21 protein-coding genes are annotated in these 18,684 nt (G+C 62.9%); 15 read left to right on the top strand and 6 right to left on the bottom strand.

Annotation, left to right across the window (positions count from 1 at the left end; translation table 11 throughout):
• Positions 1 to 14: 14 nt before the first annotated feature.
• Together ACQ66J_RS02095 and ACQ66J_RS02090 are read left to right on the top strand one after the other, a co-directional pair.
• Entirely contained in the window at positions 15 to 788 is a 774-nt protein-coding gene (locus ACQ66J_RS02095; protein WP_430430301.1) for a putative hydro-lyase, read from the top strand.
• Positions 789 to 838: 50 nt separating this feature from the next.
• Entirely contained in the window at positions 839 to 2,182 is a 1,344-nt protein-coding gene (locus ACQ66J_RS02090) for a hypothetical protein (protein WP_430430300.1), read from the top strand.
• 61 nt (positions 2,183 to 2,243) lie between these two features.
• On the opposite strand, the gene murD is transcribed toward ACQ66J_RS02090, so the two are convergent.
• The 4 genes from murD to ACQ66J_RS02070 all read right to left on the bottom strand — a co-directional run bounded on the left by murD (position 2,244) and on the right by ACQ66J_RS02070 (position 6,987).
• Positions 2,244 to 3,563: a UDP-N-acetylmuramoyl-L-alanine--D-glutamate ligase gene (murD, locus tag ACQ66J_RS02085; RefSeq protein WP_430430299.1), complete on the bottom strand. Its 1,320-nt coding sequence runs from the start codon at positions 3,561 to 3,563 to the stop codon at positions 2,244 to 2,246.
• A 3-nt stretch (positions 3,564 to 3,566) separates the two neighbouring features.
• On the bottom strand, positions 3,567 to 4,856 hold the full coding sequence (tyrS, locus tag ACQ66J_RS02080; RefSeq protein ID WP_430430298.1) for a tyrosine--tRNA ligase: 1,290 nt from the start codon (positions 4,854 to 4,856) through the stop codon (positions 3,567 to 3,569).
• A gap of 87 nt (positions 4,857 to 4,943) precedes the next feature.
• Positions 4,944 to 5,816 (bottom strand): crotonase/enoyl-CoA hydratase family protein, encoded by an 873-nt coding sequence (locus tag ACQ66J_RS02075; protein ID WP_430430297.1) that lies wholly within the window; start codon positions 5,814 to 5,816, stop codon positions 4,944 to 4,946.
• A gap of 1 nt (position 5,817) precedes the next feature.
• Positions 5,818 to 6,987 carry a CaiB/BaiF CoA transferase family protein gene (locus tag ACQ66J_RS02070; RefSeq protein ID WP_430430296.1) on the bottom strand — a complete coding sequence of 390 codons (1,170 nt, stop codon included), beginning with the start codon at positions 6,985 to 6,987 and terminating at the stop codon, positions 5,818 to 5,820.
• A gap of 118 nt (positions 6,988 to 7,105) precedes the next feature.
• Here ACQ66J_RS02070 and ACQ66J_RS02065 point away from each other — a divergent pair, with 118 nt between their 5' ends.
• The 5 genes from ACQ66J_RS02065 (at position 7,106) to ACQ66J_RS02045 (ending at position 11,596) form a co-directional block, all read left to right on the top strand.
• Positions 7,106 to 7,939, top strand: coding sequence for a sulfurtransferase (locus tag ACQ66J_RS02065; RefSeq protein WP_430432218.1), 834 nt, complete (start codon positions 7,106 to 7,108; stop codon positions 7,937 to 7,939).
• Complete coding sequence (locus tag ACQ66J_RS02060) at positions 7,936 to 8,481, top strand: N-acetyltransferase family protein (RefSeq protein WP_430430295.1); 546 nt, start codon at positions 7,936 to 7,938, stop codon at positions 8,479 to 8,481. Before ACQ66J_RS02065 ends, ACQ66J_RS02060 begins: the two co-directional genes overlap by 4 nt.
• 78 nt (positions 8,482 to 8,559) lie before the next feature.
• A complete protein-coding gene (locus ACQ66J_RS02055; RefSeq protein WP_375548730.1) occupies positions 8,560 to 9,525 on the top strand; it encodes an NAD(P)H-dependent flavin oxidoreductase in 966 nt (321 codons plus the stop codon).
• A 323-nt stretch (positions 9,526 to 9,848) separates the two neighbouring features.
• Positions 9,849 to 11,108: a hypothetical protein gene (locus ACQ66J_RS02050; protein ID WP_430430294.1), complete on the top strand. Its 1,260-nt coding sequence runs from the start codon at positions 9,849 to 9,851 to the stop codon at positions 11,106 to 11,108.
• Positions 11,105 to 11,596 (top strand): hypothetical protein, encoded by a 492-nt coding sequence (locus tag ACQ66J_RS02045; RefSeq protein ID WP_375548732.1) that lies wholly within the window; start codon positions 11,105 to 11,107, stop codon positions 11,594 to 11,596. Before ACQ66J_RS02050 ends, ACQ66J_RS02045 begins: the two co-directional genes overlap by 4 nt.
• Before the next feature lie 59 nt (positions 11,597 to 11,655).
• Here ACQ66J_RS02045 and ald read toward each other — a convergent pair whose 3' ends face one another.
• Positions 11,656 to 12,774, bottom strand: coding sequence for an alanine dehydrogenase (gene ald, locus ACQ66J_RS02040; protein WP_375548733.1), 1,119 nt, complete (start codon positions 12,772 to 12,774; stop codon positions 11,656 to 11,658).
• A 211-nt stretch (positions 12,775 to 12,985) separates the two neighbouring features.
• On the opposite strand from ald, the gene ACQ66J_RS02035 reads away from it, so the two are divergent.
• From ACQ66J_RS02035 to ACQ66J_RS02005, 7 genes are all read left to right on the top strand, one after another.
• Positions 12,986 to 13,447, top strand: a complete 462-nt coding sequence (locus tag ACQ66J_RS02035) for an Lrp/AsnC family transcriptional regulator (RefSeq protein ID WP_375548734.1) — start codon at positions 12,986 to 12,988, stop codon at positions 13,445 to 13,447.
• 45 nt (positions 13,448 to 13,492) lie between these two features.
• Positions 13,493 to 13,957 (top strand): preQ(1) synthase, encoded by a 465-nt coding sequence (gene queF / locus ACQ66J_RS02030; protein ID WP_430430293.1) that lies wholly within the window; start codon positions 13,493 to 13,495, stop codon positions 13,955 to 13,957.
• Positions 13,958 to 14,153: 196 nt separating this feature from the next.
• Positions 14,154 to 15,059, top strand: coding sequence for an alpha/beta fold hydrolase (locus ACQ66J_RS02025; RefSeq protein WP_430430292.1), 906 nt, complete (start codon positions 14,154 to 14,156; stop codon positions 15,057 to 15,059).
• Between the two features lie 2 nt (positions 15,060 to 15,061).
• Positions 15,062 to 15,454 (top strand): hypothetical protein, encoded by a 393-nt coding sequence (locus ACQ66J_RS02020; protein ID WP_430430291.1) that lies wholly within the window; start codon positions 15,062 to 15,064, stop codon positions 15,452 to 15,454.
• Positions 15,451 to 15,654 (top strand): helix-turn-helix transcriptional regulator, encoded by a 204-nt coding sequence (locus tag ACQ66J_RS02015; protein ID WP_375548738.1) that lies wholly within the window; start codon positions 15,451 to 15,453, stop codon positions 15,652 to 15,654. Before ACQ66J_RS02020 ends, ACQ66J_RS02015 begins: the two co-directional genes overlap by 4 nt.
• Before the next feature lie 259 nt (positions 15,655 to 15,913).
• On the top strand, positions 15,914 to 16,423 hold the full coding sequence (locus tag ACQ66J_RS02010) for a curlin-associated protein (RefSeq protein WP_430430290.1): 510 nt from the start codon (positions 15,914 to 15,916) through the stop codon (positions 16,421 to 16,423).
• Between the two features lie 74 nt (positions 16,424 to 16,497).
• Positions 16,498 to 16,944 (top strand): hypothetical protein, encoded by a 447-nt coding sequence (locus tag ACQ66J_RS02005; RefSeq protein WP_430430289.1) that lies wholly within the window; start codon positions 16,498 to 16,500, stop codon positions 16,942 to 16,944.
• A gap of 17 nt (positions 16,945 to 16,961) precedes the next feature.
• Here the strand turns inward: ACQ66J_RS02005 and ACQ66J_RS02000 are convergent, their stop codons facing one another.
• Positions 16,962 to 17,513, bottom strand: coding sequence for a TIGR00730 family Rossman fold protein (locus ACQ66J_RS02000; protein ID WP_375548741.1), 552 nt, complete (start codon positions 17,511 to 17,513; stop codon positions 16,962 to 16,964).
• A gap of 139 nt (positions 17,514 to 17,652) precedes the next feature.
• Between ACQ66J_RS02000 and ACQ66J_RS01995 the strand changes: the two genes are divergently transcribed.
• Positions 17,653 to 18,660 carry a LysM peptidoglycan-binding domain-containing protein gene (locus ACQ66J_RS01995; RefSeq protein ID WP_430430288.1) on the top strand — a complete coding sequence of 336 codons (1,008 nt, stop codon included), beginning with the start codon at positions 17,653 to 17,655 and terminating at the stop codon, positions 18,658 to 18,660.
• Positions 18,661 to 18,684: the final 24 nt, after the last annotated feature.

The following is an 18,684-nucleotide window of genomic DNA, read 5'->3' as shown; positions in this document are numbered from 1 at the left end:
TCAAGGACTTCGCGATGACTGACCCTGCCGACCTACGAAACGCCCATTTGCAAGCCGTGCGTTCTGGCGTGTTCGACACGCCCACGAGCGGCCTGTGCGCGGGCTACGCCCAGGCCAATCTGGTCGTTCTGCCTGCTGCGCTGGCCTATGATTTCCTGCTCTTCACACAGCTCAATCCCAAACCCTGCCCGCTTCTGGGCATGAGCGAGCCGGGCGATCCTTTGATCGCGAAGCTCGATGTGGATGTGCGCACGGACGCGCCGCGATATGAAGTGTTTCGCGATGGCGCTTTCGCTGAGGAGCGCAGCGATCTGACCGATGTCTGGCGTGAGGATCTGGTGGCGTTGCTGCTGGGCTGCTCGTTCACCTTCGAACACGCCTTGCTGGCTGAAGGCCTGCCGGTGCGCCATATTGCGGCGGGCAAGAACGTACCTATGTACCGCACCAGCATCGCCTGTACGCCTGTGGGGCCGTTTTCAGGCGGCATGGTCGTGTCCATGCGCGGCGTCCCGCCAGAGCTGGTGGAGCGGGTCAGCGAGTTGACCGGGCGCTTCCCCGGCAGCCATGGCGGCCCGGTGCATGTGGGCGATCCCGCCGAGATCGGCATCGCTGATATAACTACGCCTGATTTTGGCGATGCGCCGGTGCTGGAAACAGGCGATGTGCCGGTGTTTTGGGCCTGCGGGGTGACGCCTCAGGCCGTGGTGCTGGACGCCAAGCCGGAGCTGGCGATCTTTCACAAGCCGGGCCACATGATCATCACCGCGCAGCGCGACGCGGTGGTGTAAGCGCGCAAGGCCCGCTAGGGTCGGCCCAGCCCTGATTTTCGTGAGCCCTGATGTCTTCTTTCCGCCTCTGTTTCCCGCGACGCCTGGACGGGCAGAACGGGTTCGCCTTCGAATATGATGTTCCGGGCCTCGGCGCCTTTACTGAAACGGTGATTTTCCCCGACGCAGCACGGTTTGACCGGCTGGATCGCTCAGTCCTGGCCGGGCTTGTGCGCATGGCGGCCATTTTGATCGGGACCAGCTATTACAAGGCGGCGCCGGCCAGGGTGATCGAACCTGATTTTGCGCTCAGCGATGCCGAACGGCGCCTGGTCGAGCTGGCCTATGGGCCGGGTCTGGGCGAGTTTTATGTGCGCAATGACCTGCCCTATCCGCCTGATTTCACGGTCAAGGCCGAGCCGCGTATGGCGCAGCTGCGAACCCCTGAGATCAAGACTGAAGATGTGCGCGCCGCGGTGGCGTTTGGCGGCGGCAAGGACAGCCATGTGGCCGCCAGCCTGATCCAGGCGACGGGCGCAGAGGTCGAGCGGGTGTCGCTCATTCTGTCTGAAAGCGTGGGCGAGCGGCTTGTGGCGATGAGCGAGGCGCCTGTCACCCTGATCCGGCGCCGGATTGACCCGCACTTGATTGAGCTGGGCCGTTCGGGCCGGGCGCTGAACGGCCATATCCCGATCACCGGCGTCAATTCGTGCCTGATGGCGCTTTATGCGGCGGCCAAAGGGCTGGATTGGGTGGTGTTCGCCAATGAGCGCGCCGCCAGCGAGCCGACGATGGACAGCAATGGCCATCCGGTGAACCATCAGTTCTCCAAATCTCTTGAGTTTGAAGACGCGTTGCGCGCCGCCTTCACCGCGATCAACGCGCCGGTGACCTATTTCTCGATCCTGCGGCCGGTCAACGAACTCTGGACGGCGCATTATCTCGGGACGGCGGGCGAGGCGGCGCTGGATATTTTCGCGAGCTGTAATCGTAATTTCGTCTTCGCCGGTCCGAACGCCTTGCCCAAGGGCAAGCGCTGGTGCGGCGAATGCGCGAAATGCGTCTACACGGCGGTCCTGCTGGCGCCCTTCCTGTCGGTCGAGCGCCATGAACGGGTGTTCCAGTCCAAGCCGCTGCACAATCCAGCGAACTTTGAGTTCCTGCGCGAGATCGCCGGTCTGACCGACGCCAAGCCCTGGGAGTGCGTCGGGGAGCGACGCGAAGTGGCGGCGGCTCTGGCCCATCTTCTGACCGATGCGGACTGGGCGAAAGCGCCGTTAATCCAAGCGATTGAGCCTGAACTCTTCAGTCAATGGGCGCGCGAAGACCTGCAGCAGGCCTGGGCGGAGGCGCTGGACGCCCGATCCGAGCACCGCATGCCGGCGCCGGTCGCCGAACTTATGGACGCAAGCTGATCTGCTAGGTGAAGGTCGCAGCGCGAAAGCTCAAACCTTGAATTGAATCAGTGAGCGTATTTTATCCCAGCTTCTTCGCGGCTTGCGCGAAGGCGTCGCCGCGAGCGCCGAAATAGGTAAAGGCCGCGCCTCGAGGGGCGGCCGGGCTCATCATCACGATCCCGCCTTCGGGCAAGGCGTCATACGCACGCTTCACGGCCAACTCAAAGTCTGGCTCGTAAGCCGTTATATTTGCATGCGGACCAGATTTCAGGGCGTCGACGATGCTGGGCCCGTTCTCGGGGATGGTGATGATGGCTTTGATGCGGGTCTGATTTCTGAGCCCCTCGGCCAGCGGCGCATAATCCTGTTCGCGATCTTCGCCCCCCAGAATCAGGCTGACCGGGCGGTCGGGAAACGCCTCCAGCGCCAGAAGGCAGGACTGGGGCGTGGTGCACAGCGTGTCGTCGATGAAGTCGACGCCGTTCAGGCTATGCACGGTTTCCAGCCGGTGGGGCAGGCCCTTGAAGCTCGCAAGGCTTTCAAACGCGTCATAGGCATCCAGCCCCAACCCCTCGATCACCGCCAGCGCGGCGCAGGCGTTCGCGGCGTTATGGGCGCCGGGCAAAGCGGGGATGCGGCCCCAGCTCTCCGCCCCGTGATGGATGACGCCGCCGGGGGCGTGAAAGCCTTCGGACTGGTCATACCAGAGGGTGTTGGGGCGATGCACGAACAGCGAGGTCAGCCGCGTATCCTTCGCGCTCATGACGCCGCGCGCATTAGGGTCCAGAATGGCGAGCCGGGCCTTGTCGCGGCGGTATTGCTCCACCCCGCGATGCCAGGGCGCGTGATCATTGAGAAGGTTCAAGAACACGAACCAGTCCGGCGCATGGACCAGGTCGGCGATCTGATAGCTCGACAGCTCCACAACCACGATCTCGGCGTCGTCCGGCGTGTTGATCACCGGCTCGCCGATATTGCCCGCCAGTACGACGTTGACGCCGAGGCTTTTGAGCATGTGATGGAGCAGGCTCGCCGTGGTGGATTTGCCCTTGGTGCCCGTCACCCCGATCACGGTTTGATGGGCGGGCTTGGAGGCGAACCACAGATTGGTCTGGCTGGTCAGCTCGGCGCCCAGCTCCATCGCTTCGGCCAGGCGCGCATCATAGAGCGACACGCCCGGTGATTTCACGATCAGCGACAGCCCCGCCAGCGTGATCGCACGCCCCAGATCGTCCTGAGCCACGTACTCGACGCCCTCTGGCAGGTCTTCGGGCTCTTTGGCGTCAATGACGTAAAGCGCGGCGTCAGGCGCACGCTCGCGCACATGATTGAGCGCAGCGCGCCCCTCCTTGCCAAAGCCCCAGATGAAAATGGCGTCGAACTCTGACAGCGCGGTCATGGATTATCCGGAAAAACGAATGAGGAAGCGCTTGGCCTTGCCCACGCTCATCACCACGGCGCCCGCGCCGGTGCGATGATCGCGCAAATCCGCGGTCTCGTCCTGAACCTTCACGCCGTTCAGCGACACCGAGTTCTGCTTCAGAAGGCGCCGCGCCTCGCTCTTGGAGGCGCTGGCCCCGAGCGTTTCGGCCACAAGCGCGTCAATCAGAGGCAAGGCGTCACCGCCGCTGGCGTCCAGCGTCGGCACGGCGCGCGCGATCATGTCGACCAATTCGGCGCTGAGATTGTCGGACTTGCCCTTGAAGATCACCTGGGAGGCTTCAATCGCCAGATCAGCGGCCTTCTGGCCGTGCACGCGCGCGGTCAGAAGCTCGGCCAGGGCCTTTTGCGGCAGGCGCAGATGCGGTTCGGCCTCGGTCAGCTCTGCAAGCTGACCCAGATCAATATCGGTGAGCCAGCTGAGAAATTTCGGCGCATCGGCATCGGCGCTGTTGAGCCAGAACTGGTAGAACTCGTAAGGGCTGGTCAGCTCAGGATCGATCCAGACCGCGCCTTTTTCCGACTTGCCGTATTTCTTGCCTTCGGAATTGGTGAGAAGCGGATAGGTGACCGCGTGAGCGTGCTGACCCTCGATGCGCCGAACCAGATCCACGCCGCCCACGATATTGCCCCATTGGTCCGATCCGCCCATCTGGATCTGGACGTTATGGGCGCGGTGCAGATGCACGAAGTCATAGCCCTGCAAGAGCTGGTAGGAAAACTCGGTGAAGGAAATGCCCTGATCGCGGTTTTCGATGCGGTTGCGCACCGAATCCTTGGTCAGCATGGCGTTGACCGAGAAATGCTTGCCCACATCACGCAGGAAGCTGATCACATCCATCTGTCGCCACCAGTCGGCGTTGTTGACGTAGATCGGCTCCGGCCCGTCGGTCAGCGCGAACAGGCGTTCAAACTGTTTGCGCTGACCTTCGATATTGGCCTGCACAATGTCTTCGGTTTGCAGATTGCGCTCGGCGTCCTTGCCCGACGGATCGCCGATCAGCCCGGTGGCGCCGCCCAGCAGCACCACCACCTGACCGCCGCGCTGGCGATAGCGATCCATGCCTAAAAGCGGCATCAGATTGCCCGCATGAAGGCTCGGCGCGCTCGGGTCAAAGCCCACATACATCGCCGGTTTGTGCTCGGCGATATAGGCGTCGGTCAGCTCGGGTGTCTTCTGATTGAGAAGGCCGCGGGCTTCCATATCGGCGAGAAAGGGCGTGGCTTTGGGATCGGCGAGACGAACGCTCATGAGGCTCTCTTGGCGGTAGGAACAGTCAAGCCTTCGGCTTAGCCGTCCCCACCCCGTCTTGCAACGCCGTGATGGCGCGCAGCTGCGTCACTCCATGCGGTCATAGGGCGTCTTCTCGACCTCCGCCGCAATGGGATCGCCGCTGTCACGTTCGGCTACGGCTTGTTTGAAACCAACCTCCTGCGCGCGTTGACGGAACCACATGCCTTCTGGCGAATGGCGCGAGACGCCGTCAAACACGGTCGCCAGCATCTGGGTGTTGGACAGGCCCATGGTTTCATAGGCCTGATTGACCACCATTTTCGTCATCATCAGCTGGTTTTTCGGCACGCCCTGCAGCCGCCCGGCCAGGCGCGACACAGCTGCATCAAGATCGGCTTCCGGCACGCATTCCAGCGCCAGCCCGATGCGCTCGGCTTCTTTGCCGTCAATCAGCTCGCCGGTCATCATCATGCGCTTGGCCTGCTGCGGGCCGAGGCGATAGACCCACATGGAGGGCGTCGGCACGCCCCAGACGCGGGCAGGCGGATAACCGATGCGGGCATCCTCGGCCATGATCACGAAGTCACAGCACAGGGCGATGTCGGACCCGCCCGCCGCCGCGGCGCCATGCACGCGGGCGATGGTGGGCTTGTGACAGCGCCAAAGGCTCATGAAGTCGAGCGTGTTCTGATGCATGAAGGCGTAATCGATCATCGGGTCCCAGGGCATGTCCTGGCTTCCGGGCAATTCGCCCTCGCGTTCGGCATAGTCTTTCAGGTCATAGCCGCCGCAAAATCCCTTGCCTGCGCCCTGCACCACGATCACGTGGACGGCGGGATCGCGTTCCGCGGCCTTCACGGCCGCCGCGATATCGCCCGGCATGGCGTCATTGATGGCGTTCAGACGGTCAGGACGGTTCAGGGTGATCGTGCAGACGCGATCCTCGACCTCGTAAAGCAGCGTGGAAAATTCGCTCATCTCAGTCTCCGCAAAGTCGTGTGATCAAGGCGTTCTCGACGCCGGCTTTTTCGAGGATAATCCGCGTGTCTGCGCCCAGCTGGCCTGAACAGGTTGCGCCTTGACCGGGACGCTGCCCGTCAAAGCGCGCCGCGGCGCCGGGCAGGCGCACCGGGCCGGGACCGTCCGCCTCGCCTTCATAGATGAAGCCGCTGGCGGCCAGCTGGGGATGGGTCAGGATATCGTCTGAGCTGTTCACCTTGCCCGCAGGCACGCCCGCTTTGCGCAAGCGCTCCAGCAAGGCGTCCACGGGCTGGTCTTCGGCCAGCGGCGCGCAGACCTCGCGGATGAAATCCCAGTTCTTGAAGCGGCTCGCCATATCCGCGCAGCGCGGATCGTCCAGAAGCTGACGGGCGCCCACAGTGTCACACCAGGCGCTGAACTCTTTCTCTGACAACATCACCACCACAAACCAACCATCCGCCGCTTTCCAGGGGCGGTAGACTTTTGCGATGTTCGGGCCGGGCTGAAGCGGGTCCTTCAGCGTCAGCGGCATGTGCACATCCATCCAGCTAAAGGCGAGGGCGGCTTCCAGCATGGACACCGCCACATGACGGCCCTGGCCGTCGCGTTCGCGTCCCACAAGGGCGCTGGTGATCGCCTGACACAGATAGAGCCCCGCCACCTTGTCGCAGATGTATTGGGGGTAAAGCTCCGGCTCTGGCTTGTCGGGGCGGGCGGCGAGCCCGCTTTCCGCCTGGATCACCGGATCATAGGCGCGCACATCGCTCAAGGGATCCCAAGGGCCGAAGCCGGTGACTTCCGCCACGATCAGATCGGGATGGCTCTCCCTTAGAGTCTTGGCGTCGAGCTTGAGCTTTTGCGCCGCGGCTGGGCGGTAATTGTGCATCACCACATCCGCTTGCCCGATCAGGGTCTGTAGCGCCGCCTGCGCGTCTGCGTCGGTCAGGTCCAGGCTGATCAGGGATTTGCCGCGATTGAGCGTTTGAAACGTCGAGCTCGAGCCGTCCTTGGCGATATAGCCCAGGCGCCGGACCAGATCGCCGCCCGGCGGCTCGACCTTGATGACGTCAGCGCCTTGCTGGGCGAGGGTCAGGCTGGCGATGGGGCCGGCGACGACCGTTGTCAGGTCAAGCACCGTCAGCCCGGCCAGGGGTGTGGCTAGGGTCATGGTTTCCTCCCGTAAGCGCGCGATTTTTCGCGTCGTTTCAGCAAGACTGGCGCAGCCTGCTTCCCCGGACAAGCCAAGCTGGTACGGTGAATACGATTAGTTCTGGAGAATCGCCTTGATGCGGGAAACGGTGACACTCAGCGCGATACAGGCGCTGGCGGAATCAGATCCGGTGTTTGTGGACGCCAGCTGGTTCCTGCCCGGGGCGGGCATGACCGGTGAAGAGGTGTTTGAAGAGCGCCGGCTGCCGCGCGCGGTGTTTTTCGACCTCGATGGCGTCTGCGACGTCAGCTCACCCTTGCCGCACATGGCGCCGGGGGCGGCGGCCTTTGCGCGCTGGCTTAGCTGGCAGGGCTTGAGCGGAGGCGAGAAATTCATCGTCTATGACCAGACCTCGATGGTCGGCGCCGCGCGCGTCTGGTGGACTTTTCGCCGATTTGGTTGCGATGTGCGTATTTTGGATGGCGGGCTGAACGCCTGGCGCAAATCGGGCGGCTCGATTGAGACCGGCGAGATATTCCGCAGGCCCCCCGCCATCGAGCGCGCACCGCGGATGATCTGGGATGATACGGTCAATTGGGAGGATGTCTCCTTCGCCTCACGCTCCGGCGGGGCGCTGGTGGTGGACGCCCGCGCGCCAGGCCGGTTTGAAGGATCAGACCCGGAACCGCGCAAAGGGCTCAAACAGGGCCACATCCCCGGCTCGATCAATCTGCCTTTCCCCACGCTTCTGACCGCGGACGGCAAGCTGAAATCTGAAGACGCGCTGGAGGCGGCCCTGCCGCGGGTCAGCCGCGAGACGCGGATCATCACCACATGCGGATCAGGCGTGACGGCGGCGATCCTGAGCGCGGCCTTCCTCAGCGCCGGCTTTCGCGATGTGCGTCTTTATGACGGCAGCTGGGCGGAGTGGGGCGCCCGCGATTTGCCCGTGGAGACCGGCCCGGCATGAGCGTGACCCTGGCGGTGTATGACACGCTGGCGCAGGCGCCGGGCGATGTGCGCGATCAGATCTATGACCTGATCTGTGAAGCGGATGACGCCTTCTGGCCGCCCCTGCGCGCCCGGACGCCCGAGCAGGGCTTGTCTGTGGGAGAAGGCGCGGTGCTCGACCCCGCGCCGACGGCGTATTGGGCCTCGATCCAGCCGCACGCCCTGATCACCGCCTGCGACGCGGCGGGCCAGGTTCTGGGCATGATGAGCGTGGCGCGGGACAAGCGGCTCGACGCACTGGACATGACCGCCAGCGCCTACCTCTCGACCTTGATCGTGACGCAGTCGGCGCAGGGGCGCGGGCTGGCGCGGATACTGTATGAGCGCCTGTTTGATCTGGCGCGCAGCGGGTCGGAATCAGCCTGTGTGGCGACTCGCACCTGGAGCACGAACAGCGCGCATCTCCCCCTGATCGCCAAGCTGGGCTTTGAAGAAAGATTACGCCTTAAGGATGATCGTGGCGCGGGGATCGACACCGTGTATTTTCTTAAACCGCTCTGAGCGCTTTTCTTGTGCGAAAACCGCGCTAGCCTTGGCTCAAACACTGTTCACAAAATTCCTCCGGGGAGGGTCCTTCGCGTGTCTGAACTCAAATGCCTGAAAGGCAAGCTGCGTCTGCCGGTCATCGGCTCGCCGCTCTTCATCATCTCCAATCCCAAGATGGTCATAGCCCAGTGCAAGGCCGGCATTGTCGGCTCCTTCCCGGCGCTGAACGCGCGTCCGCAAAGCCAGCTCGATGAATGGCTGGATGAGATCAGCTCCGAGCTCGACAGCTATAACAAAGCCAATCCCGACGCCCCGGCCGCGCCGTTCGCGGTGAACCAGATCGTCCACCGCTCCAATGACCGTCTCGAGGCGGATCTGGCGAGCTGTGAGAAATACAAGGTGCCGCTGGTGATCACCTCGCTGGGCGCGCGCGAAGAGCTGAACCAGGCTGTGCACAGCTGGGGCGGCGAGACGATGCACGACATCATCAACATCAAATTCGCCCACAAGGCGCTGGAAAAAGGCGCGGACGGCCTGATCCCGGTGTGCGCGGGCGCGGGCGGCCATGCCGGCACCCTGTCGCCCTTTGGTCTCGTGAGCGAGATCCGCGAATTCTTTGACGGCCCGATCGCGCTGTCAGGTTCGATCTCCACCGGCGCCGGCGTTCTGGGCGCCCAGGCCATGGGCGCGGATTACGCCTATATCGGCTCGGCCTTCATCGCCACCGAAGAAGCCCGCGCCAGCGAGGCCTACAAGCAGTCCATCGTCGACAGCACGGCTGAAGACATCATCTATTCCAACCTCTTCACCGGCGTGCACGGCAATTATCTGCGCAAGTCGGTCGAGGATGCCGGGCTCGACCCCGACAATCTGCCCGAAAGCGATCCGTCGGCGATGAATTTCGGCTCCGGCGGCAACACCGACGCCAAAGCCTGGAAAGATATCTGGGGGTCGGGCCAGGGCGTGGGCGCGGTCAAGAAAGTGCAGACCACGGGCGCCTATGTCTCCGATCTGCAAGCCCAGTACGAAGCCGCCAAACAGCGCATTTGCGGCGGCTAAGCCCCCTCAACCCGTCTGTTGGAAAGGCCCTTCGCTGACTCGAGGGGCCTTTCTTTTGCCTGAGCGTTGGCGCTAGCCCTCCACCTCATGCACTCGTAACAAGATCGCGCGCATTATGGCGTCGCGTTCATCGGGCGTGCGCAATGAGAGCTGGAGCGGGCCTTCGGCGCGGCCTGAGCGGCTCGCCTACGCCGTGTTCGGCGTTTGACAATTCCATCCTTGATTGAAACTTCAGAGCGGCATGCTTACTCTGGCGCACGCTCTACAGGCATGGGAATGGGGCATTGACGGTTATTGCGACGCTCATTGCTGGATGGCTCTCCTTGCAAGCGACCGAGGTCTGGAGCGGGCAGGCCTGTCCCCGTTATGTCCAACTGGAAGATCTCGCCCGTAAAACTGAATTTCAGATCGCCCTGCCGCAAGATCAGGCAGAGGCCTGGATCGAGGCTTACACGGGGCGGGTTCTGGATCTCGCGCAGGCCGAGGAGCTGCTCCTCAGGGCTCCGCGAGAAGCGGCGGGGCAGGCGTGCGAGGTCTATCAGTTCCTCGCCACAGGGTACGATGACGGCTCGCCTCTGTTTGAACTGACGAATGGAGAGGCTGCAGCTGGCTCTCTGAGCGCACTGTATACCGGCACGCTCGAGATATCCGCCCCCAATCTGAACGAGCTGGGACAACAAGCCGTACTGGCCTCTGCGGTGTCCCAGATTGAAGCGGCGAGAACAAACGATGCGGGTTGGGTTTATCTGGCCAGCATTGATAATCCCGGCCCGCGTCAGGCGTCGGATTTGTCGCGTCAATTGTCTGGACGCGTCCTTGCGCCTCAGCAGGCGTCCCGGTCTGACGGCCCTGTCCGGCCGTTGCGCTTGGTGATTCCGGTGCGCGTGCATCTTGAGGTGATGAACCTTGCGGGGCGCGCCTATCCGTATGGCGGCTGGGAGCGGATCGGCCCGACCCAGACGTCGCCCATCACGCGACGCTATGTCTGGGAGCCGGTGAACCCTGTGCAGCCTTATGAGGCCTTGGGACGCAGTTTCGAGGACCCTTTGGATTGCTTTTTCAGGCTCTGGTATCCCGTGCACCCCGATGACCTGATGCAGCATCAACGGCCGCAATGGGGCGCGCACAGAGATGGGCGTTTTTCGGTTCGGGCTATGATTTCCGATTTGCGGGCCGAGTTGCGCTCGGGGCGTGACGAGGAATGGGAGCGGATCACGCTTGAACTCGACCTGTCCGAGCTCAAGGCTCAGCAAGCGACCATGAATTACACCGTGTGGATCGAACGACAATCGGGCGACCATGTGGGCGACGACGTCCCTGTCTTCGGCGCTGTCATCTCTATGCTGAACAAATTCTCTCCCTCTCCAGAACCCGCGCTCTACACCGCCTATGATGAAAGCATGTACGCCAACATCACCACTTATGCCGAAGCGCTGACCATGTGCTTGAACACTTTCCTGGCGCAGGGATTCTTTGCTTCAGGGTGTCCGATGGGGACCGAAGACAGCGCGCGATATCGCGAACGCGAAACGCTTTTGAACCAGGACTATGATCTGCAACGGTGCCGGAGGCGGTCGCCATGAAACCGTTGGCCTGGATCCGGGTCAGAAAGCATCTGGCGATCATGGTCGGACTCATGACGCTACTGGCGCACCTTGTCGTTTATGGATGCATTTGGGCGGGGCTTGAGCTGGATGGCGGCGTCGGGCGAGGGGAGCTCGCTGAAATCCTCATTCCCTTGAGTTCGGGATATGCGGTGGCTGTGATCACCTACGTCATCATGGATGGTTCGCGACCTGCGACGCCTGAGGACCGCAAGGATGTTCGCAGCGGGATGTTCGTACTGCTGGCGCTTGCCGGGCCCTTGATGCTGATCTTCGGCATTCTGGGATATACCGTGCTGATCAATTCGGGGGCGATTTATACCGGGCCTCCAAGCGATGACCGGTCGCCGGAGGGCGCGCGCAACGTGCTGGCTGGGCTGGCGGCGGCCACGGCAGCGCTCCAGGGGCTGTTTGTGCCTGCGCTCTTCGGAACACAGCCGCAACAGTCTGGCCTCAAAGACGGATAAGACCCGTAAATCCCCGGCTCAATCTGAGCCGGGGTTTGAGTGTCGCGCTGTAAGAAGCGTTACAGCACGGTCAGCCAATCGGGTTTGTTGAACGGCACGCCCAGATCCTCGGCGGCGTCCTTGTAGGTGACTTCGCCTTCCGCCACATTCAGGCCGCGCGCCAGATGGATGTCGTCATTGAGCGCCTGCTTTGCGCCCTTGTCTGCGATCGCGATCGTGAAGGGCAGGGTGGCGTTGGTCAGCGCCAGGGTTGATGTGCGCGCCACGGCGCCGGGCATGTTCGCCACGCAATAGTGCACGATGCCGTCCACGATATAGGTCGGGTCCTGGTGGGTGGTGGCTTTGGAGGTTTCAAAGCACCCGCCCTGATCGATGGCGATGTCCACGAGAACCGCGCCCTCTTTCATGGTGGAGAGCATGTCGCGGGTGACCAGCTTGGGCGCCGCGGCGCCCGGCACCAGAACCGCGCCGATCACCAGATCGGCTTCGGCGATCTCTTCCGCGATGGCGCCTTGGGTGGAATAGCGCGTCTTCACCTGACCGCGGAAGAACTGGTCGGTTTCCGCCAGCTTCGGCAAAGACCGGTCAAGCACGGTGACGTCCGCACGCAGGCCCAGCGCCATCTCGGCGGCGTGGCTGCCGGACACGCCGGCGCCCAGGATCACGACTTTCGCCGGGGTCACGCCCGGCACCCCGCCCATCAGCACGCCGCGGCCGCCGGCCGCCTTGTGCAGGGCGTTGGCGCCCACATGCACGCTCATCCGGCCCGCGACTTCCGACATCGGACGCAGCAACGGCAAGCGGCCATTGATGTCGGTCACGGTCTCATAGGCGATGGCGATGCAGCCTGATTTGCGCAGGCCTTCGGTCTGAACCGGATCGGGCGCCAGATGCAGATAGGTGAACAGGGTGTGGCGTGCGGTCAGCATCGCGGTTTCAGAGGGCTGGGGCTCCTTGACCTTCACGATGAGCTCGCCGGCCTCAAACACCGCGGGGGCGTCGGCCAGGATTTCCGCGCCCGCCTCGACATATTCCTCGTTGGAGAAACCTGCGCCATTGCCCGCGCCATCCTGCACGAACACCTCATGGCCGTGCGCGACCAGTTCGCGGGCGCCGTTCGGCGTCAGGCCCACACGGTATTCGTGGTTCTTGATCTCGGTTGGAACGCCAATGCGCATGGTTCTGCCTCCCGGCTGGCCAAGCTCAAAGGAAGAACTTGGTCGGTGTGATTTTGCGCGGAAAATAGGGATTATGTGCAGCATCGTGCAAGTAAATTTGTGAAATTAGAATAATTGTGCGCAACTGGATCAAAATACGCGATGATGCGCTGCGGCATTCGGCAAGTTTGAAGCCCGGACGCGAGAAATTTCGACGCGATGGGAGCGGGCGATGAAGCTGGATGAGATCGACGCAGCCATTTTAGGCGCGCTTCAGGATGACGGACGGCTGACCAACGCCGATCTTGCGGATCGGGTGGGCCTGTCACCGTCCGCTTGTCACCGAAGGGTGAAGGCGCTGGAGGCGGAAGGCGTGATCGCAGGATATGCCGCCGTACTGAACGCGAAACGGGTGGGACGCGGGCTGACCGTGATCGTTCTTGTGACCTTGGAGAACCAGAAGCGCGAAACCATGGAAGCGTTTGAGCGCGCCGTGGCCGAGATCGAACATGTCAGTGATTGCTCTTTGACCACGGGAGCGGAGGATTATTTTCTCCAGCTTCAGGTACGCGACGCCAGTGATTATGAGCGGGTGCACCGCGAGCGCCTGTCCGGCCTGCCGGGCGTTGCACGTCTGGTCTCCAACATCGCCATGCGCACCGTCTTTTCGCGCCGGGCGATGAGCGTGCAATAGCGCCCCCCATTGCCGAGTCCGCTTATCAGCGCTAAATGCGCGCCCATGACCGATGAACGCTATTCCAAGCTGGACATGCTGGGCGCCGACGCGAGAGCGGCGGATCGCCCCGAAGACGCGCGTCTTGAGCGGGTGGAGAACCCGTCTCAGGACGCCGACTACATGATCCGTTTCGCCTGCCCGGAATTCACCTCGATCTGTCCGGTGACCGGCCAGCCTGACTTCGCCCATCTGGTGATCGACTATGCGCCCGCGCAATGGATCGTGGAGAGCAAATCGCTCAAGCTCTATCTGCAGAGCTTCCGCAATCATGGCGCTTTCCATGAAGCGTGCACCATGATGATCGGCCAGCGCCTGTTGGACGAGATCCAGCCCAAATGGCTGCGCATAGGCGGCTATTGGTATCCGCGCGGCGGCATTCCGATCGACGTGTTCGGCCAATGGGGCGAGGCGCCAAAGGGCTTGTGGATTCCTGATCAGGGCGTGCCGTCTTATCGCGGTCGCGGCTAACAACCACTATAGTATTGAACTTAAAGCCCTTCCGGCGAGCGCTGGGAGGGCTTTTTTACGCCTGGACCCGAGCGATGGTTCAGCGTGAACCCGACATTTAGGCAGGCTAGCATGAAAAAATGTCAGGTTCTGTTGACATGCGAGCAAGGTGTCAGGTAAACACGACACAACGTCAATTTAACCTGATGGTGTGAACATGAAACCTGTCACTGCCTGCCGCTTCGCCGCCTTCGTTCTGGGCGTTTTCTCAATCTTCCTGTCCTTACAGGCCTTCGGCGTGTTTCGCGCTGACGGCGCCGAGTCCTGGAGTTCGGATCGTATTGTGGTTTCCCAAACGGGCGATCAGAGCGGTCCGACGGTCATCTATGTGCCCGGGCTGGCGTCTCCGTCCGAGGTGTTCGAGCCCTTCGCCCGGTCTGATTGGGACAATCACCTGGTGACCCTGGCGGGGTTCGGCGCGATTGAGCCGCCTGCGGAGCTCGAGCCTTTTGTGGGTCCGGCCAGTCAGGCGATTGCGGATTATCTCGTGGCGCACGCTTTGGAAGACGTGGTGCTGGTCGGCCACTCCATGGGCGCGCAGGTGGCGCTTCTGGTCGCCGGTTCTGCGCCCGACCGGATCTCTGATGTGATCGTTGTGGATTCGGCGCCCTTCTTTTCAGGCCTGATGCAGCCGGGCGTGACGCCGGAGATGATGGCGCCCCAGGCCGCCGCGATCCGCCAGCAGATGAGCGCCATGCCGCGCGACGCCTATCTGGGCATGATGGCCCAGGGGCTGCGGGTTCAGTCGATGACCGAGCAAGGCCAGGCCCAGGTCATGGCCTGGATCGAACAAGCTGATCAGCGCGCTGTCGCAGCGGCCACGGCTGAGTTGATGGGGACGGATTTCGCCCCGCGTCTGTCCGCGGTCCAGGCGCCGGTGACCTTGCTCTACGCCGAGTTTCCTGAAATGGCGCCGAGCGTCATCCGCCAGATGTTCGTCAGCCAGTATGAAGGCCGGGTGGATCTTGAGGCGCGCGGCGTCGCCGACTCGCGTCATTTTATCATGCTGGACCAGCCCGAGCGCTTCGCAGATGAGATCGCGCGTGTGGTGGAAGGAGAGTAATCATGGCCATGACCCCAGCCGCCAAGACCTATTTGCGACGCATGCTGGTGATTTTCACCCTCTATACAGTGCTGTTGTTCGGCGCTGTCTGGACGGACAACCATTTCGAACTCGCACAGCCTGTCCGCATTATTCTCAGCCTGCTGCCTGTCCTGCCGGTGATCGCCTGCATCGGAACCATCATGGCCTTCGTGCGCGCCATGGATGAAGTGCAGGCCCGCATCGTTCTGGAATCCGCTCTGATCGGAGCCATCGTGGTGGCGGTGGCGAGCTTCACCTACGGCATGCTGCGCGGGGTGACCGATTGGCCCGGCATATACGAGTTCTGGTATCTGCCCGCCTTTATCGGGGTCAGCGGCATCGCCCAGATCTTCGTGAAGAGGCGCTACCAGTGAAGAACCGGATTCGAGTGCTGCGCGCGGAACGGCGCTGGTCGCAAGCGGAGCTGGGCGATCGGGTCGGCGTGTCGCGCCAGGCGATCAACGCGGTGGAGACCTCCAAGCACGACCCGTCCCTGTCGCTGGCCTTCAAGATCGCCGAAGCCTTCGACGCGAAGATCGAGGATGTCTTCGATCCTCATGGCGAGCCCGATTGAGGCGCTCGGTCTTGCCGGTCTCCTTCGCCTCCGCTCAGTCGATCCTCGTTGACCCTGCGGGCGGCCTTTGGCCTTGCGAACCCTGTGGGGTCGACGCTTAGCGTCAGGACCTGCCATGAAACCGCCTTGGTGATGAAAAGCGTGTTCAGCTTAATCAATTGAAGCTGAACACGTTTTTCCGCATCGGTTCATGCGCGGTGCGCCAGTCTTTGTGTCGACGCGGACGATGATGTCCGTGGATGCACACTGGAGACTGTCTATGATTACTCGCACCCTTCTGGCCGCCGGTCTCAGCCTGGCCTGCCTCACCTTCGCACCGGGCGCAGAAGCGCAATCGCGCAATTCCATCGAGATCAGCCAGTCCGGCCACGCCAACGAGCTGGCGGCGCGGGTGGATGGCTATCGCAACCGGCTAAATCTCGAACAACGCGGCGTGCGCCAGTTCATCTCGACCCTGCAAGAGGGCGCCCGTAATGGCGCGCAAGTGTCCCAATATGGCGCAGGCAACCAGGCAGGCCTTAACCAGCAAGGGCGCCGGAACCGCATCGTGATGGGCCAGGAAGGCCGGTTCAACGAAGCTTTCAGCTCTCAATCCGGCCTCGGCAATGTGGTGGGCGTCGCCCAGATCGGGTCGGACCATCAGGCGGTCACTCATCAAGAAGGCTCCAACAACGCGCTGGGCGTGATCCAGATCGGTCACGGCCAGTTCACCGACATCCATCAAACCGGTTCGGGCAATGTGACTTTGGTTATCCAGGGCGGCTTTTAGACCGGCATGCAGAGGGCTTACAGGGCGGTCGGCGTCTGGCGCCGGCCGCTTATCCCGAACACAGGAGATAAGTTATGCGTATTCTGGCGGTCATGATGGCCACAACAGCCTGCATCGGATCAGCGGCGGCGTGCGCGCATGCGCAGTCGCAGACCTCAAGCGTCAGGACGGAGCCTCGCTCCCCGGCTCTGTGCGCTCTGACAAGCATGGAGAGCTTGGCGGGGCGCGAACTGGTGGCGGAAGCCGCCTCTGAACGGGCCGGACGCTGGCAGCTGCAACTGGGCGGTCCGGCGCTCTCGCTTCAGCAATCAGGCGTTCTGGACGCAGGGTCGGGCGGGTCTGAAACCCTGGCGCGCATCCAGCTGAGCAGCCCCGCGTCTGAGCCCGTTTCCCTTGCTGATCTTCAGCCGGGTCAGACCGTCACGAGCGCTGACTCCGCGCCGCTCTTCGGCGCTCTGACGATCGTTGATTCTGAAGGACGGATTGTGTGTTCAGCGCAGTGGGAAGAGTCGCAGCGCTAGAGCGCTTGAGGAGCGGTCTAGGCGTGCTCACGCGCGCACAGCTCGCGCAGACGCTCGATCCCGGCTTCGGGCGTGGGGTGAAAGCTGATCGTCTTGATCACATCATCTTGAGCGAAGCCAGCGTCGACGACGCGCAACAGCAAGGTTTCCAGCGGTTGCCAGAACTCCGCATCCACAAATGCGGCGGGTTTGTCGTGCCGGCCCAGCTGGCGCAGCATGATCATGTCGAAGATCTCCTCAAGCGTGCCCGCGCCGCCGGGCAGCACCAGAAAGGCGTCCGCCTCTTCAACCATGATGGCTTTGCGGGCGGCGAGGGTGGCCGTAATACGAGGCTCCACGCCCTCTTGCAGGCCTTCCGTCGGGATCAGGAATTCAGGAATGACGCCGAGGACTTCACCCCCTTCCGCCATGGCGGCGCGGGCCATGCGTCCCATCAGCCCCGCTTCGGCGCCGCCATAAACCAGTCGCAGTCCGGCGCGCGCAATGGCGCGTCCTGTGGCTTCGGCCATGTCCGAAAAGCGCGGATCCGCACCGTCATTGGATCCGCAAAATACGCATATGCTCCGCATTTTCGCCTCACATCGAATACACATTGTCTGCAAACGCGGATTGAAACGTTCAGACGAGACGTCCAGCATTACCAAGACGGCGCATCCGGCGCGAGGCTTGCATAGCAGTGACGGATGTCAGTACGCGAGGAGTACGCTCATGGCCGCAACGCGGTCCTTTCTGATTGCAACAGCTCTGCTGATCGTTGCGGTTGCGGCGGCGGCGATCTTCATCGTGATGCGTCCCGGTCCCGGCGCCATAAGCGCCCCGGAAACGGCGGCCGTGTCCGGAGAGGAAGAAAGGCTTGCGCAATCCAGTCAGGAATCGGCTGCGCTCATTCCGCCGACCTTTGACATCGTGCGCGTGGATCCGCGCGGCACCGCCGTGGTCGCGGGGCGCGGCGCCCCCGGCGCCAGCGTCGTGTTGATGGTGGGTGAGGAAGAAATCTCCCGCGTTGAAATCGATAGCGCCGGTGAATGGGTGATGATCGTGGATCGCCCTCTGCCCGCGGGCTCGGTCGAGCTCTCGCTGGTGATGGAAACCCCTGCGGGTCAGGAAATCCGCTCGGACCAGGTGGTGGTCGTCTCCGTACCTGAGGGCCGCGACGAAACCCCGCTGGTGGTGCTGGGCCGGCCGGGCGAAGCCAGCCGCGTCTTGCAGGGGCCGTTTGACGGCGTCTCCGTGGGACCGCTCTCGCTCTCCACTGTGGATTATGATGATAGCGGCGCCGTGATCTTCTCCGGTCGCGCCATACCGGGCACGGATGTGCGGGTGCTGGCGGACGGCGAGGAAGTGGGCCGCGTCACCACTGATGACGCCGGGCGCTGGGTGATCCGCGCCGGAACCGCCTTTGAGCCGGGCGTTTATGATCTGCAGGTGGATCAGCTGGATGAAGACGGTCGGGTCACCGCCGTGATCGTGCTGCCGTTTGAGCGCGCGGCGCCTGAAGCGGCGCGCGCCGCCCAACAGGCGGGCCGGGTGATCGTCCAACCGGGCAATTCGCTCTGGCGGATCGCCCGTCGTCTGTATGGCGAAGGGCTGCAATACACGGTCATCTATGAAGCCAATCGCGACCAGATCCGCGATCCCAATCTGATCTATCCGGGCCAGGTGTTCTCAGCGCCTGATGAGGATGGTGAGACCGGGTCCGGCGACGGGCCAGAGTAATTCAGCGCCGCGCCGCCATGGCGC

This window comes from Oceanicaulis sp. (genome assembly GCF_965284345.1).
Taxonomy (GTDB): Bacteria; Pseudomonadota; Alphaproteobacteria; order Caulobacterales; family Maricaulaceae; genus Oceanicaulis; species Oceanicaulis alexandrii_A.
This window is presented reverse-complemented; position numbering and strand designations above follow the sequence as displayed.